This is a genomic window from Chitinophaga sp. HK235, from assembly GCF_018255755.1.
Taxonomy (GTDB): domain Bacteria; phylum Bacteroidota; class Bacteroidia; order Chitinophagales; family Chitinophagaceae; genus Chitinophaga.
Window position 1 is genome coordinate 3,746,620 of the sequence record NZ_CP073766.1, and the last position, 17,274, is coordinate 3,763,893.

Below are 17,274 nucleotides of genomic sequence, written 5' to 3' on the forward strand. Positions count from 1 at the left end.
GGATATTTTGATATTTTGTTATTTTGATATTTTGTTATTTATGAAAACAGCAGCATATCTGCTATCACAAAAATGGCAAACACCACGCTGGCGATACCGTTAGTAGTCATAAACATCACATTCACTCTGCTGAGGTCATGTGGCTTTACCAGCAGGTGCTGAGACACCAGCATGGATATAAACACGGCAGCCCCGATCCAGAACAGCCAGTGATAATGACCGGTGATACCGATGGTGATCACCAGTGCCGCGGCTACCACGTGCAGCAGCTCAGAGAAACGCAGTGCTCCGGAAAGTCCCAGCCAGGCCGGAATAGAGTTCAGCTGCTGTGACTTGTCGAAGTCTTCATCCTGCAGGGAATAAATAATATCGAAACCGGCTACCCAGCAAAGTACCAGCACAGATACCAGTACCGGCAACAGGGCAAATTCGCCTGTGACGGCCAGATAAGCCCCGATTGGTGCCAGAGAAAGCCCTACACCCAGCACCATATGGCACAAGGCTGTAAAACGTTTGGTATAACTATATCCCAGCACTACCAGCAGTGCAATAGGTGACAGGAAAAAGCAGATACGATTAATGAACCAGGTAGTCAGCACAAACAGCATCACGTTGATCAGGATGAAAAACATGGCGTTCTGCGGGGAGATCACGCCGGCGGGTATTTCCCGTTTGGCCGTACGCGGGTTGAGTTTGTCGATGTCCGTATCCAGCCAGCGGTTGAAGGCCATGGCCGCACTACGGGCGAACACCATACAGAGCACCACCAGCCCGAAGGTAGCCCAGCTGAAGCTGCCCCCACCTTTGGTGGTGGCCATAAAATAACCCGTCAGGGCAAAAGGCATGGCAAAGATGGTATGGCTGAACTTTACCAGTGACAGATACTTGTTAATAGTAGTAATCATATGTAAGCAGTTGAGCTAACAGCTCTTATAAATTAATCTTTCTTAAATCAACCACGGTTTGTAACGGCCCGCAATTTTACAAAGATATCCCAAACCACAATACCAGTGCTGACAGAAATATTCAGGGAGTGTTTCATCCCGGACTGGGGGATTTCGATACAGCCATCGGCCAGCTTCATCACTTCTGCGTCCACACCGCTCACTTCATTCCCGAAAACAAGCGCCACGGGCTGGTTGACAGGAGGTACAAAAGCATCGAGCATCACGCTGCCGGCAGCCTGTTCTATGGTCATTATAAGATATCCGGCGGATTTGAGGGCATTGACAGCCTCCATAGTAGTGGGGAAATATTGCCATTCCACCGTTTCGGTGGCACCGAGGGCTGTTTTGTTGATATCCCGGTGGGGCGGTACGGGCGTATAGCCACATAAAACGATGCCCTGTAACAGGAAGGCATCTGCTGTGCGGAACACCGATCCAACGTTGTGCATACTGCGCACATTATCCAACACCAGCACCAGCGGTGTTTTATCTGCTGCCTTGAACTCGTCCACCGTTTTACGGCCCAGTTCATCCATGCTTAACTTTCTCATGATCTGCAAAGATAACCGGATCGGATGAGTTTTATATATTTGCGCCATGGCAAAAAGTAAATCAGAAGAAACGCCACTGATGCTACAGCATAAGGCTATCAAGGATAAGTACCCGGATGCAGTACTATTGTTCCGTGTAGGCGATTTTTACGAAACCTTTAATGAAGACGCTGTGATAGCGTCCAGAGTGCTGGGCATTGTGTTAACCAAAAGGGCCAATGGCTCAGCTTCATATGTTGATCTGGCAGGCTTTCCCCATCATTCACTTGACACCTACCTTCACAAGCTGGTAAAAGCAGGGCACCGTGTGGCCGTTTGTGATCAGCTGGAAGACCCGAAAACAGTAAAAGGCATTGTAAAACGCGGCGTTACGGAGATGGTAACACCCGGCGTGGCCGTTAATGATAAACTGCTGGAGAATACCAGCAACAACTTCCTGGCCGCCGTACATTTCGGAGCAGACGTGACCGGCGTTTCCTTCCTCGATATCTCCACCGGCGAGTTTATCATCGCCGAAGGCAGTACCGAATATGTGGATAAACTCCTGCAAAGCTTCCGTCCGGCTGAAGTAGTGTTTGCCCGTCAGCAACAGAAACATTTTAAAGCCACCTTCGGCTCCCGCTTTTATACCTATAACCTGGATGAGTGGATCTTTACTTCCACTTATGCAGAAGAGATACTGCTGAAACATTTTCAGACCCATTCACTGAAAGGTTTCGGTGTAGAGGGTATGGACGCCGCCATTATAGCGGCCGGCGCCACCCTTCACTACCTGAAGGACACAGAACATCCGCACCTGCAGCATATCACCCGCCTGCAGCGTATCAGCCAGGAAGACTTCCTCTGGATGGACCGCTTTACCGTGCGCAACCTGGAACTGCTCAACAGCAGTGTGGAAAACGGCCATACCCTGCTCAAAGTCCTCGACAATACCGTCACCCCGATGGGCGCCCGCCTACTGAAACGCTGGCTGGTATTCCCCCTGCGTGACATCGCTCCAATCAATGAGCGGCTGGACACCGTAGCCTTCTTCATCCAGGAAACGGAACTGTCCAAAACACTGACACACCATCTCAAACTCACCGGCGACCTGGAAAGGCTGGTATCCAAAATACCGCTCCGTAAGATCAATCCCCGGGAAGTGATGCAGCTGGCCCGTTCCCTCGAACAGGTACAGGCCGTACAGGAACTGCTTGCCAAAAGCAGCAACGACTACCTGTCACGCCTCAACGAAAAACTGGATCCCTGCACTCCTATCCTCAACAAGATACTGAATGAAGTGATGGAAAACCCGCCGGTACAGGTCAACAAGGGCGGCGTGATCCGCGAAGGCGTAAATGCTGAACTGGACGAACTACGCGGCATCGCCACCAAAGGCAAAGACTTCCTGCTGCAAATACAGCAGAAAGAATCCGAAGCCACCGGCATCCCTTCCCTGAAGATAGCCTTCAACAACGTTTTCGGCTACTACCTGGAAGTGACCAACACCCACAAAAACAAGGTGCCCGATACCTGGATACGCAAACAGACCTTAGCCAACGCCGAAAGATATATCACACCGGAGCTGAAAGAATACGAAGAAAAAATCACCGGCGCCGAAGACAAAATCCTGACGCTGGAAACAAGGCTGTTCGACGAACTGCTGGCTGCCCTGCAACCATTTATTGAACCGGTACAACGCAATGCACAGGCTTTCGCACAACTCGACTGTCTGCTCTGCTTTGCCCACAACGCCGTACAATACAAATACCGTCGTCCGGTAATCACCGATGGTTACCAGCTCGACATTCGTGAAGGCCGGCACCCTGTTATCGAAAAAGGACTGCCTCCCGGAGAAGCCTATGTAGCCAATGATATACAGCTCAACAAAGACAATCAGCAGATCATCATCCTGACAGGTCCCAACATGAGCGGTAAATCAGCCCTGCTGCGGCAAACCGCCCTCATCACCCTCATGGCACATATGGGTAGCTTTGTACCCGCCACCAATGCGGAGATCGGGCTTACCGACAAGATCTTCACCCGTGTAGGCGCTTCCGATAACCTGAGCGGCGGCGAATCCACCTTCATGGTTGAAATGAATGAAACCGCCAGCATCATCAACACCATCACATCACGCAGCCTGGTCATACTCGATGAAATAGGCCGTGGTACCAGCACCTACGATGGTATCTCCATTGCATGGAGTATCGTGGAATATCTGCATGATATGACTTCCCATCGCCCGAAAACGCTGTTCGCCACCCACTACCATGAGTTGAATGAACTGGAGAATAAACATGAAAGAGTGAAGAACTTCCATATCACCAATATGGAGTCCGGCAATAAAATCATCTTCCTGCGTAAACTGGCACCAGGCGGCAGTCGTCACAGTTTCGGTATCCATGTGGCCCGCATGGCCGGCATGCCACCCGAACTGATAGAAAGAGCCAACGAAGTGCTGGCCAACCTGGAAGAAAAACATATCGATACTTCCCTGCAGAAAAACATCAAGAATATTGCTACTCCTACACAAAAGCTGCAGCTCAATATTTTTGATGCACACAGTGATACCTTCCAGCAGATCCGGGATAAACTGGGCGCCGTTGACATCAACCGCCTGACACCGGTGGAAGCCTTGCTTAAACTGAGTGAGATCAAGGAGATGATTAACTAGTCATTTGGGTATTTAGATATTTTGGTATTTAGATATTTAAATGCAGCGAAGATCATCCCTCGCAGCATTTAAATATCTAAATACTAAAATAAAGTCTTTGTTATCTGCGCAATATCCGGATTTCCGTTCTTCTGTTAACCTGATGTTCTTCTTCAGAACATTCCACCCCGTCTGCACATCGGTTCAACAGTTTTGACTCCCCATAACCTTTGGCCAGCATCCGTTCTGCCGCTATCCCATGTTTTAGGAGATAGTTGACTACTGCGGCAGCCCTGTTGTTGGATAACTCCAGGTTATAGGCAGTTGTGGCACGGCTATCGGTATGGGCTCCTGCTTCCACTTTCATATTGGGATAACGTAACATGAGTGCTACCAGTGAATCCAGCACCGGATAAGCCTCAGGACGGATATCGTATTTATCGCGGTCGTAATAAATATTTTGTAGTGTTATCACATCATTGACTGATGGTGTTTCTTTAGTGAGATAAAGTGTCATGCGAAGAGTATCCGCAGACAACGTATCTGAAGAGAAAGCATACATCTCTGAAGGAGCGTACTTGTCTTTGGCTGCAAACACCATATAGGGAGCCGCTTCTTCGAGTACATTATAATTTTTCCCTCCGGAAGTTACCTGTTGCGTCCAGCTCACCTCTCTTCGTTTATGGAACAACGTTACTACCGCATCTTCCAGTGGCTTCCGGGTTTGGGCATCCATCACCAGTGTCTGTAATATCTTCACCGGTTTGCCTGCCGCCTGGTATGGCTCAGGAAGGGATATCTGCTCCAGAGAATAAATATCATCTTCTCCTTTCCCACCCTGTCGGTTGGATGCGAAGAACCATTGTGGTCCCTTCTGCTCCAGCAGGAAATCATCGCCGGCGGAATTAACCGGGGAATGCATGTTAACAGGAACCGTCCAGTTGCTGGCAGCACCTTTTGCAAGGAAGATATCGAGGCTTCCCATACCGATATGGCCTTTACTGGAGAAGTGTAACTCCTGTTGTCCGTTCACTACCGGAAACGCTTCTTCTTCCGGGGTGTTGATTATAGGGCCACAGTTGGCCGGTGTGCCCCATGAACCGTCCTGTTGTTTTTCGCTGTACCAGATATCTGTTTTGCCAATACCGCCGGGCATATCGCTGGCAAAATACAGATAACGGCCATCCCTGCTCAGGGTGGCGTGTCCGAGCGAATATGCATCAGGGTTGTTGTAAGTAAATGGTTCAGGAGTTTGCCATTTGCCATCTTTTTTTATGCTGATGAACAACTGCAGCCTGCGGGTACCGTATAAAGTTTTTGATTTTTCCTTTTTATGCGTGACCTGATAAGGATTGGTGACCGTCAGATACGCAGTATCCAGACCGGTAGAAAAAGCAACGGGGCCAATATGAAAACGGTATCGATTAAACGTAGTTTCGATGCCCCGTATCAGCGCCACAGCTGGCTGGCCCTGAACCGTGTCCACAAAATACAGTTTCTGGTATGGCCGGTCTGTTGCCGGAAATTTTTTATGACCAGGTTTGGTACCTGGATCTAACATGGTATAACGCAGACTGTCCGAGCTGAACACCAGTTTATTTCCATACCAGACCGCGCCCCAGTCGGAAGAGGCGGTGTTGAGTTCTGTTCTGTTTATTACTTTGAAAGCGGCCGGTGAAGTTTTCCACAGCAATGCGGAGTCACATCCTGCCAGCTGCATGCTGACATCCTGTTTTGACAGCTCCGCATAGCGTGTATATTGTGTTTTGGCGGCTTCGTATTGTTCCACACTCTTCAGGGCATCTGCATAATGCAGGAAGTCTTCCGGCTGTGCATCGGGGAGACTCGCAATCCTTTGAAAGATGTCAACAGATTCCTGATAGGCATTGATCTTGCGATAACACTGTGCCAGCTTTTTCAGCACGTCCGGCTGTACATTTTTTTTCGCTGCCAGTCTGCTGTATAATATCGCGGCAGGCTTATATTCATAGCGGGTATAATGTTCATCGGCTATTGCCAGCACCGACTTCTGCTCCTGTGCTCTTATTCCTGCTGTCATCAATAACAACAGGCTTCCTATAGTGAAATGTTTTATTGCCATTGTTGTACGATTTAGAAATACCTTGGACTGATGATTCTTTCCTTCATCTTCCTGTTGGGAATCAGGAAGCCAACGGATATTTCATGTGATCCGCCCTGATAGCCGCTTAACCTGTTGGTCATCACGTCGTAGGCATATCCGATTCTGAGCCGGTCGGTCGCAAAATATTCTATCATAGCACTGGCTGCATTGGTTTTAGTAAGGCCGGACTTCAGGTTATTGTGGTCCCACAAATTCACTGCAGTGCGGTAGGAACCACCTATCCATATTTTTTCGGACAGCAGGGCGAAGAGATTAAAATCCAGGCTGGTAGGACCGTTGAAGTCATCCTTGATCATTATGGAAGGCTTCAGTTTAACATCACCGGAGAGGTTTAGCAAACCACCCGCTGTAAAATACAGATGTTTTGTTTTACGGATGGTCAGGAACTCTTTATCTACCCCTGCAATAATGATTCTGTTGTTCAGTTCCCGGGTAAACAATTGCATCACGGAAACACCGGCATAAAAATGAGGGTTATAATAATAGACGCCGAAGCTGGCATCCGGCTGGAATGCGCTGACTTTACCAACTGGTACATTGGGATCATTTTCATCCAGTACTGATATCATATCTCCCTTTACAGCATACTGAGAAAGGCTGGCACCAATGCCCAGGCACAGGCGGCTGACACCTTCTTCGTCGAGGCGTATACGGTAGGCGTAGGAGCCGGTGAAGGAAAGATATTCCTGTGGACCTTGTTTATCCCAGAGTACCTGGGCGCCCAATCCTACTGTTTCATCGTTGGCCCAGGAAGGCGCACCATCAATGGAAACGGCGCCGGTTTGCGGAGCACCGGGCAGGTTGGTCCATTGCTTACGGAAGCTGGCCCCCAGGTAGGTATCTCCACGATATCCTGCGTATGCCGGATTGACCGCTAATCCGTTGAACACATACTGGCTAAACTGCACCTCCTGCTGTGCCTGAGCCATCTGGCCCAGGCAACTTAACAGGATGAAAAAGATCAATATTTTCGAATACATATTGCTGAATATTTTGTGCATACTGTACGATGCCTGATTAACGTAATAATTGAATCCAACCTTTATATACTTTAGTATCCTGACCGGTATTCAGTTTAAGGATATAATAATAAGTGCCACCACTCAGACCTGTACCATCCCAGCGGTTATCATAGTTGGGAGAATAATACACCTCATTGCCCCAACGGTTGAAGATGGTGAGTGTGGTGCCCGGATATTTTGAAATACCAGGGATCAGGAACCGGTCATTCTTGCCGTCATTATTAGGTGTGATAGCATTCGGAATATAAAGTTCTTCTGCTTCCACATCAATATTAACAGTCGCTTCATTGGACACCTTACCGTTTTTATCTTTAAACTGGTAGCGGAAGTTATCCTTTCCGGCATATTTACGTGCAGGCGTATACGTTATCGTACCGTCTGCATTTACCGTGACACTGCCCTGCTTAGGCTGCAATGTTACTATGACAGTTGAAGGATCAATTTTACCACGGTCATTGGCCAGCACCGGTATGGAGACTGGTTTATCGGAACTGGTAGTAGCATCATCGTCTACTGCCACAGGTGCTTCCAAGATGGTGATCTGAACGGTAGCCTGATTGGATTCCATTCCGGCCATGTTTTTCACGGTATACACGAAGTTGTCTGTACCGTTATAACCGGCTGCCGGCGTGTACGTTACTGTGCCATCCGGTTTAACGGTCACGCTGCCGTGCGCCGGTTGCCGAACGATCTGTACGGAAGCCGGATTGATAGTACCATTCTGCTGGGAGTCGTTGTTCAGCACGTTGATGTCAACCGGTGTCTCTGCATAGGTTTCTGCCACATCATTCTGTGCTACTGGCGGTGCAGTGTTGGTGCAGTCGGCGACAGTCATGGTAATGCTGGTACTGTTGAAACAGCCAGCCGTTGTTAATTGATAAGTGATGGTAACAGTACCGGCTACCACTCCGTTCACTGTTCCATCGGGTCCTATACTTGCCAAATTGGGGTTATTACTGCTCCAGGTTCCACCCGGAGTGTTGTTACTTAAAGTTGTTGTACCGCCTATGCATACAGTTGTCGTACCTGTAATTGGTGAAACGACCGGCAGTGCTTTTATAGTCACGACAGCGGTTTGTTGTGTTTTACAGCCGTTGGCGTTGGTTACTTCATAGGTAATCGTTGCCGTACCGGCTAAAACACCTGTCACCAGGCCGTTGGCGTCTACGGTAGCGACAGCGGTGTTGCTGCTGCTCCATACGCCCCCAGGAGTAGCGTTGCTTAAGGCAGTGGTGGTACCGGTGCACAAGCTAGTAGTACCAATAATCGGAGATACTACCGGTAGCGCATATACGGTTATGGTTACTGTTTGTTGTGATTTACAGTTGCTGGCGTTTGTTACTTCATAAGTAATTGTTGCGGTGCCGGCGGAAACGCCTGTCACAACACCACTGGCGTCTATTGTAGCTACAGCGGTGTTGCTGCTGCTCCATACTCCGCCTGGCATGGTGTTATTTAAGGTAGTTGTAACTCCAACGCATACACTGGTTGTGCCTGTAATCGGAGATACTACCGGCAGGGCATTTACGGTTACGGTAGTAGTTTGTTGTGCTTTACAACCGCTGGCGTTTGTTACTTCATAAGTAATCGTTGCAGTACCAGTAGAAACACCTGTTACCAGACCGTTGGCGTCTATTGTAGCTACAGCAGTGTTGCTGCTGCTCCATATGCCGCCTGGCGTGGTGGTGCTTAAGGCAGTTGTAACTCCAACGCATACACTGGTAGTACCATTTATCGGAGATACCACCGGCAGAGCGTTTACGGTTACGGTAGTAGTTTGTTGTGCTTTACAGCCGTTAGCATTAGTTACTTCATAAGTAATCGTTGCGGTACCAGCGGAAACACCTGTTACCAGACCATTGGCGTCTATTGTAGCTACAGCGGTGTTGCTGCTGCTCCAAATGCCGCCTGGGGTGGTGGTGCTTAAGGCAGTTGTAACTCCAACGCATACACTGGTAGTACCAGTTATCGGAGATACCACCGGCAGAGCGTTTACGGTTACGGTAGTAGTTTGTTGTGCTTTACAGCCGTTAGCATTAGTTACTTCATAAGTAATCGTTGCGGTACCAGCGGAAACACCAGTTACCAGACCATTGGCGTCTATTGTAGCTACAGCGGTGTTGCTGCTGCTCCAAATGCCGCCTGGCGTGGTGTTGGCCAAATTAGTAGTAAAGCCAATGCATACATTATTGGTACCGGTGATCGGAGATACTACCGGTAGGGCATTTACGGTTACGGTAGTAGTTTGTTGTGCTTTACAGCCGTTGGCATTATTTACTTCATAAGTAATCGTTGCAGTACCTGCGGAAATACCTGTTACCAGGCCACTGGCGTCTATAGTAGCGACAGCAGTGTTGCTGCTGCTCCATATACCGCCTGGCGTGGTGTTAGCCAAATTAGTAGTAAAGCCAATGCACACATTATTGGTACCGGTGATCGGAGATACTACCGGTAAAGCGCCTACAGTTATAGTGGCAGTTTGTTGTACTTTACAACCGTTGGCATTGGTTACTTCATAAGTAATCGTTGAAGTACCAGCGGAAACACCTGTTACCAGGCCATTGGCGTCTATTGTAGCGACAGCGGTATTGCCGCTGCTCCATATACCGCCTGGGGTAGTGTTGTTTAAGGATGTAGTGAAACCGATACATACACTAGTAGTACCAGTAATCGGAGATACTACCGGTAGTGCATTTACGGTTACGGTAGTAGTTTGTTGTGCTTTACAGCCATTGGCATTGGTTACTTCATAAGTAATCGTTGATGTGCCGGCTGAAATACCTGTCACAAGACCACTAGCATCTATTGTAGCGACAGCGGTGTTGCTGCTGCTCCATACTCCGCCTGGGGTGGTGTTATTTAATGCAGTGGTAAACCCAATGCATACACTATTGGTACCGGTGATCGGAGATACTACCGGTAGGGCATTTACGGTTACGGTTGTAGTTTGTTGTGCTTTACAGCCATTGGCATTGGTTACTTCATAAGTAATCGTTGTAGTACCTGCGGAAATACCTGTTACCAGGCCACTGGCGTCTATAGTAGCGACAGCAGTGTTGCTGCTGCTCCATATGCCGCCTGGGATGGTGTTGTTTAAGGCGGTTGTAACACCAACGCATACACTGGCTGTACCTGTAATCGGAGATACTACCGGCAGTGCGTTTACGGTTACTGTAGCAGTTTGTTGTGCTTTGCAGCCGTTGGCGTTTGTTATTTCATAAGTAATCGTTGCTGTACCGGCGGAAACACCTGTTACTAGGCCACTGGCGTCTATTGTAGCGACAGTAGTGTTGCTGCTGCTCCATATACCGCCTGGGGTGGTGTTATTTAAGATAGTTGTAACACCAACGCACACACTAGTAGTACCAGTAATCGGAGATACCACGGGCAGTGCATTTACGGTTACTGTAGTAGTTTGTTGTGCTTTACAGCCGTTGGCGTTTGTTACTTCATAAATAATCGTTGCAGTACCTGCGGAAATACCTGTTACCAGACCATTGGCATCTATTGTAGCGACAGCCGTGTTGCTGCTGCTCCATATGCCGCTTAGGGTGGTGTTGGCCAAATTAGTAGTAAAGCCAATGCATACACTATTGGTACCGGTGATCGGAGATACTACCGGTAGGGCATTTACGGTTACTGTAGTAGTTTGTTGTGCTTTACAGCCGTTGGCATTAGTTACTTCATAAGTAATCGTTGCAGTACCTGCGGAAATACCTGTTACCAGGCCACTGGCGTCTATAGTAGCGACAGCAGTGTTGCTGCTGCTCCATATACCGCCTGGGGTAGTGTTGTTTAAGGATGTAGTGAAACCGATACATACACTAGTAGTACCAGTAATCGGAGATACTACCGGTAGTGCATTTACGGTTACGGTAGTAGTTTGTTGTGCTTTACAGCCATTGGCATTGGTTACTTCATAAGTAATCGTTGATGTGCCGGCTGAAATACCTGTCACAAGACCACTAGCATCTATTGTAGCGACAGCGGTGTTGCTGCTGCTCCATACTCCGCCTGGGGTGGTGTTATTTAATGCAGTGGTAAACCCAATGCATACACTATTGGTACCGGTGATCGGAGATACTACCGGTAGGGCATTTACGGTTACGGTTGTAGTTTGTTGTGCTTTACAGCCATTGGCATTGGTTACTTCATAAGTAATCGTTGTAGTACCTGCGGAAATACCTGTTACCAGGCCACTGGCGTCTATAGTAGCGACAGCAGTGTTGCTGCTGCTCCATATACCGCCTGGCGTGGTGTTAGCCAAATTAGTAGTAAAGCCAATGCACACATTATTGGTACCGCTGATCGGAGATACTACCGGTAAAGCGCCTACAGTTATAGTGGCAGTTTGTTGTACTTTACAACCGTTGGCATTGGTTACTTCATAAGTAATCGTTGAAGTACCAGCGGAAACACCTGTTACCAGGCCATTGGCGTCTATTGTAGCGACAGCGGTATTGCCGCTGCTCCATATACCGCCTGGGGTAGTGTTGTTTAAGGATGTAGTGAAACCGATACATACACTAGTAGTACCAGTAATCGGAGATACTACCGGTAGTGCATTTACAGTTACGGTAGTAGTTTGTTGAGTTTTACAACCGCTGGCATTGGTTACTTCATAAGTAATGGTTGCGGCGCCAGCGGAAACACCTGCTACCAGGCCGTTGGCGTCTACTGTAGCGACAGCGGGATTACTACTGCTCCATACACCGCCTGGCGTGGTGTTATTTAAGGTAGTTGTAACTCCAACGCATACACTATTAGTACCAGTGATCGGAGATACTACCGGCAATGCATTTACGGTTACGGTAGTCGTTTGTTGTGCTTTACAGCCGTTGGCATTTGTTACTTCATAAGTAATCGTTGAAGTACCAGCGGAAACACCTGTTACCAGACCACTAGCATCTACTGTAGCGACAGCGATATTGCTGCTGCTCCATATGCCGCCTGGCGTGGTGTTAGCCAAATTAGTCGTAAGGCCGATGCACACATTATTGGTACCGGTGATTGGAGATAAGACCGGTAAAGCGTTTACAGTTATAGTGGCAGTTTGTTTTGATTTACAGCCGTTAGCATTTGTTACTTCATAAGTAATCGTTGAAGTACCAGCGGAGATACCTGTTACCAGGCCATTGGCATCTATTGTAGCCACAGCAGTGTTGCTGCTGCTCCATACTCCGCCTGGGGTGGTGCTATTTAAGGCAGTTGTAACTCCAACGCATACACTGGTTGTACCAGTTATCGGATTTACTACTGGTAGGGCGTTTACAGTTACAGTAGTCGTTTGTTGTGCCTTACAACCACTGGCGTTTGTTACTTCATAGGTAATCGTTACAGTACCTGCGGAGATACCTGTTACCAGGCCACTGGCGTCTATTGTAGCGACAGTGGTATTGCTGCTGCCCCATACGCCACCCGTAGTGGTGCTGCTTAATGTAGTGGTAGCACCAACGCATACACTGGTAGTACCGGTGATCGGAGATACTACCGGCAGGGCGTTCACCGTTACGGTAGCGATTTGTTGTGCTTTACAACCGTCAGCGTTAGTCACTTCATATATAATATTGGCGGATCCCACGGCAACGCCCATTACCAGGCCATTGGCATCTACTGTAGCGACAGCTGTATTACTGCTGCTCCAGGCGCCGCCGGCAGTGGCGTTGTTTAAGGTAGTAGTAGAACCGACGCACACATTGGTTGTACCGGTAATGGGAGATACTACCGGCAGGGCTTTTACGGTTACAGTGGCCTTTTGTTGCGCCTTACAACCATTGGCATTGGTTACTTCATATATAATATCTGCAGTACCTGCGGTAACACCGGTTACCACTCCAGATGCATTTACTGTAGCGATAGCGGTGTTGCTGCTGCTCCATACACCACCAGGAGTGATGTTATTTAAAGCAGTGGTAACGCCAACGCATACACTGGTAGTACCAGCAATCGGGGATACGACCGGTAAAGCATTTACAGTAACGGTAGCGGTTTGACTAGCTTTACAACCATCTGCATTGGTTACTTCATACATCATATCGGCTGTACCGGCTTTGATACCAGTTACCAGACCAGTGGCATCAATAGTGGCCACAGTAGTGGCATTACTGCTCCATATACCACCGGGAGTAGTATTGGCGAGTAAAGTGGTAGCCTGTTCGCAGACATTTAAGTTACCTGTAATAGCCGGTACCACGACCTTACTTTCTGTAATCTTGACAGAGCCCGAGGAAGAACATCCATCGGGGAAAGTTACCTTCACACTATAAGTTCCGGGCTGGGTAACCACCAGCGTGGGATCGGTGCTACCATCATTCCATTTATACTGGCACATCGGCGAGCCAAAAAAACCGTCTGTGGTGAGTGTATAGGGAAATTTATCAGAGCACAGGGTGAGATCGGGGCCCAGACCGGTGATAGGAGCAGAACCGTTATAGGGCTTAAAACTCCAGTTCACGTTACTACCTTGATCCTGGCTATGTTCACCGGCGTTAAATGGTGTAATACCAGCAGCGGTGATACCTTTTACCCTGATATAATCAAAGTTAACAGATCCGGTTGTTTTGGTAATCGTAGCATTGGCAGGACCAGCAGTGTTAATTTCCGTCAGGTTGCAGGGCGTTCCACTGCCAAACCAGTCGCCGGTGATCGTAGTATTAGTGTTGGCTCCGAAAGTATATATTTTACCTGGCGTAAAAATCAAGGTACCGATCGTATTATTGATACCAACTATCCTTCCACTGCTCTTGAATTCCAGCCTGCCAATGGTGTTGTTTGCAGCTATATTAGCACCTGATGGATTTGCGGTATTGCTGAACAACAGGTCTGCAATGGTTGCGCCGTTAATGGCTATTTTGTTACCATCACTCGTCTGAACGTTCACCTTGTTGTAAACGCAACCACTGGTATAGAAATTGGTCGCTGTAATAGAAGATCCATTGGCGTCCACTGTTCTGGTGGTACTTTTGACATAATACCACTCCCCAACATTAATAGTGGCATTTGTAATCTTAATGTTAGTCGGTCCTGTTGCATAAAAATCAGAAACCGAGGACAGTTTTATCGTAAGGCCAGTCAGGTCTACTATTCCACTTTTCAGGGCAATGGATCCCAGGGGATTGATAAAATTATCAAGGAAACGTACTGTATTGGCAATAGGTTTATCAATTGATATCACCAGGGTGCCCTTACCACTGCCATTGGTGGTAATCGTAACATCGGAAGGTCCTTTAAAGACTGGTGAGGCGTTCATTGTCACCGCCGGATTCATGACCAGATTGCCCCAGATTTCCATACTAAAACTGGTGGTATGGTTAAACACCGGATTAAAGCCAGCACCGGTCCAGTCCATATTACGGCAATAAGCGTTTCCTGTAGCAACACTCACCGTACTGCTACCATTGGTAAAGCTGTTGGCATCAAAAAATACATTATCAATAGCCGTAGGCACACAGGCCCCACCTGCTCCTCCACTGGAAGCAGACCAATGCGAAGGATCATTCCAGTCGCCACTACCACCTACCCAATAACGATTACCTCCGGCTGTGGCGGTAATCGAAAATCCTGTATTTCCGCCGGCGTCTACGCCTGTTACCGGTACGGGTATACCACTACCGGTAGCAGTCATATTTTGTATATATACATTGGCCAGATCAAAAGTGACACCTGGAGAAAAATTTAAGGTACCAGGCCCCCTCATCTCTCCCAATCCAGAACAGGTAGCGCTATTCAGTCGTATCCGCTCTTTAATGGTATTATTCCCTGCAAACTTGTTAATAGAGGATGGCGCCATCAACAGCCGTGCGATCTGATTACCGCCCCCTCGTATGTCCCCTGCCCCTTTAAACTCCAGGGTACCGATGATATTATTGGCGCCAATATTTGCTTTGGAGAGAGGATTGGGACTGGTAAATACCAGTTCATCAACGGTACTACCGGAGATGTTGAAATGGTCCAGATCGCCGGTACAATATACTTTGGGATAAGTAAGACCTGATACCAGAAAATAGTCATTACTGGTAATAAAAGAACCTGCACCATTATTGACCCACGTGCGTCCGGTACCAGTCAGCTCCCAGTTGTAACTAGTAGTGATGGTTGCATTGGTAATATCAATTGTTCGTGCATTGTTAGTGTTACTCTTAAATTCGTAAATATCCAATTTACGGCCAGCCATATAGAGCTGACCATTGGTCAACAAGATCGATACCTGAGGATTGGTAAAATTATCTGTGAGGGTGACAGCACCTACAGGTTTCGTGATGGTAAGTATAAGTCTTCCCTGAGAAAAGCCATTGGTAGTAAGGGTAACATCTTCCGCCCCTTTCATTGTCAGGGTTGCAGTCATGGTCACATTGGGATCCAGGCTCAGGGAGCCCCAAACTTCTGCTGTATAACCCGCAGCGGTAGTAAAAGTGACTGGCGTGGACAGGTTGGTCCAGGTCATATTGTGACACCAGGTATTAGTTGTCGTGCTCACAGTATTGTTACCTGGAGCAAAACCACTGTTGGCATCAAATATTACATTATCGGCGGAGAGCGGAACGCAATAGCCGCCGGTGCCACCACTGGTGGCACTCCAATGGTTCTGATCATTCCAGTCGCCGGCGCCGCCTACCCAATACATGGTCGTTCCGCCGCTGAGTGGTTGTATGTCCATCCCCGTATTACCGCCCCCATCAAGCCCCTGGAAAGACACTGGCAAAACAATACTTCCGCCAAAGGTCATGGCTTTTGCATAAACATTGCGCAGATCCGTTGTTGCACCAGCACCAAAATTGAAGGTTGCCAGGGCATCAGCGCCCAGTATTTCGCTCAGACCGGCACAGTCCTGTGAGTTCATTCGAAGCAACGCTGTAATCGTACTTGATCCCCACACAAGCAGCTGTTTGCCTGGTGCCATCAGTAGCCGTGCAATCTGGTTACCACCAGCCCGGATATTACCATGACTTTTAAACTCCAGCTGATCAATGGTGTTATTCATTCCGATCCTCACCATCCCCGGCGCGGAGCTGGTATTGGTAAACGTCAGCGTACCGAGAGTGGTACCACTAATGGCCATACCATTGCCTGCACCGGTAATGTCCACCTTGGGGTAATTACCCGCATCCGACCCGAAATTAGTGGCTTGGATATAGGAGCCCGTAGCATAAAGCGTATAATTGGTACCCCGCAGATCCCAGGTACTTGGCGGCGACACAGTGGACATAATCAGCGTGGCATTGGTAATATCTACCTCCCTGACATTATTGTTAGTGCTCGTAAAGCTGCCAAAAGTGTGTATGCCACCGGATAAGTCCAGTTTTCCATTGGTCAGGAAAACATTCTGTGCAGCAAAAGATCCCGGAATATCCCCCAATATCTTCAGGGAACTTCCTGGCTTATCAACTGTAAAGGGGTTGTACCATCCGGCTGCATTCACACGGGCGGCTCCGTTTATCTTGAAGGTTGCCGGAGTTGGCCCATTAAACATTATCGACACCATACCATAAGCAACACTGGAAGCCAATTCAGCACTTCCCGAAATATAAATCGTATACTTGGAGGCACTAGATGTACTTCTGAAAGTTGCATTGCCTGTAACACCCACCCATGACATATTCCGGCAATAAGCATGACTGCCTGCCGGCAGGGTTACTATAGTACCGTTTACCAAACCACTGTTGGCATCAAAATAAACATCATCGTCCGGGCCAGGTACGATCGCCTTATTAGGGGTTCCACCAGAGGTAGAAGACCAATGGTTAATATCCTCCCAGGCGCCGGCGCCTTTTACCCAATAGTAGGTACTCTGCGCCTGCGACAATAACGCAGCCAGTACAAATAAACATAACAGTAAAAGTTTTTTCATCATTGGGGGATTGGTTTTGCATTTCCTATGAACCTCCTGACGGAAGGCGATAAACGTTCGGTATCAACAAGCATTCAACAGAATTCAGGCATTTTCATAGACCCTCTATGACAGAACATTCGTTTTATA

Annotated in this window: 6 protein-coding genes; 1 reads left to right on the forward strand and 5 read right to left on the reverse strand. The window is 48.1% G+C overall.

Translation table 11 applies throughout. From position 1 onward, the window contains the following. Positions 1 to 38 precede the first annotated feature (38 nt). Both KD145_RS13385 and KD145_RS13390 read right to left on the reverse strand, forming a co-directional pair. A complete protein-coding gene (locus tag KD145_RS13385; protein ID WP_212006369.1) occupies positions 39 to 905 on the reverse strand; it encodes a UbiA-like polyprenyltransferase in 867 nt (288 codons plus the stop codon). Positions 906 to 952: 47 nt separating this feature from the next. Then, positions 953 to 1,498, reverse strand: coding sequence for an RNA methyltransferase (locus tag KD145_RS13390; protein WP_249219822.1), 546 nt, complete (start codon positions 1,496 to 1,498; stop codon positions 953 to 955). 46 nt (positions 1,499 to 1,544) lie between these two features. On the opposite strand from KD145_RS13390, the gene mutS reads away from it, so the two are divergent. Beyond that, a complete protein-coding gene (gene mutS, locus KD145_RS13395; RefSeq protein WP_212006370.1) occupies positions 1,545 to 4,154 on the forward strand; it encodes a DNA mismatch repair protein MutS in 2,610 nt (869 codons plus the stop codon). A gap of 100 nt (positions 4,155 to 4,254) precedes the next feature. Here mutS and KD145_RS13400 read toward each other — a convergent pair whose 3' ends face one another. Genes KD145_RS13400 through KD145_RS13410 form a run of 3 tightly spaced genes read right to left on the reverse strand, consistent with a single transcriptional unit; the run spans position 4,255 to position 17,148 of the window. Further along, a complete protein-coding gene (locus KD145_RS13400; protein WP_212006371.1) occupies positions 4,255 to 6,234 on the reverse strand; it encodes an OmpA family protein in 1,980 nt (659 codons plus the stop codon). An 11-nt stretch (positions 6,235 to 6,245) separates the two neighbouring features. Next, the gene (locus tag KD145_RS13405) at positions 6,246 to 7,256 is read right to left on the reverse strand and encodes a type IX secretion system membrane protein PorP/SprF (RefSeq protein WP_212006372.1); all 1,011 of its coding nucleotides are present in this window, start codon (positions 7,254 to 7,256) and stop codon (positions 6,246 to 6,248) included. Between the two features lie 37 nt (positions 7,257 to 7,293). Then, positions 7,294 to 17,148 carry an Ig-like domain-containing protein gene (locus KD145_RS13410; RefSeq protein WP_212006373.1) on the reverse strand — a complete coding sequence of 3,285 codons (9,855 nt, stop codon included), beginning with the start codon at positions 17,146 to 17,148 and terminating at the stop codon, positions 7,294 to 7,296. Between the last annotated feature and the right edge of the window lie 126 nt (positions 17,149 to 17,274).

Bases quoted from the DNA above. Each gene is read 5' to 3' on its own strand.
- KD145_RS13385 (WP_212006369.1), bottom strand. From the start codon at position 905: ATGATTACTACTATTAACAAGTATCTGTCACTGGTAAAGTTCAGCCAT.
- KD145_RS13390 (WP_249219822.1), bottom strand. From the start codon at position 1,498: ATGAGAAAGTTAAGCATGGATGAACTGGGCCGTAAAACGGTGGACGAG.
- mutS (WP_212006370.1), top strand. From the start codon at position 1,545: ATGGCAAAAAGTAAATCAGAAGAAACGCCACTGATGCTACAGCATAAG.
- KD145_RS13400 (WP_212006371.1), bottom strand. From the start codon at position 6,234: ATGGCAATAAAACATTTCACTATAGGAAGCCTGTTGTTATTGATGACA.
- KD145_RS13405 (WP_212006372.1), bottom strand. From the start codon at position 7,256: ATGTATTCGAAAATATTGATCTTTTTCATCCTGTTAAGTTGCCTGGGC.
- KD145_RS13410 (WP_212006373.1), bottom strand. From the start codon at position 17,148: ATGATGAAAAAACTTTTACTGTTATGTTTATTTGTACTGGCTGCGTTA.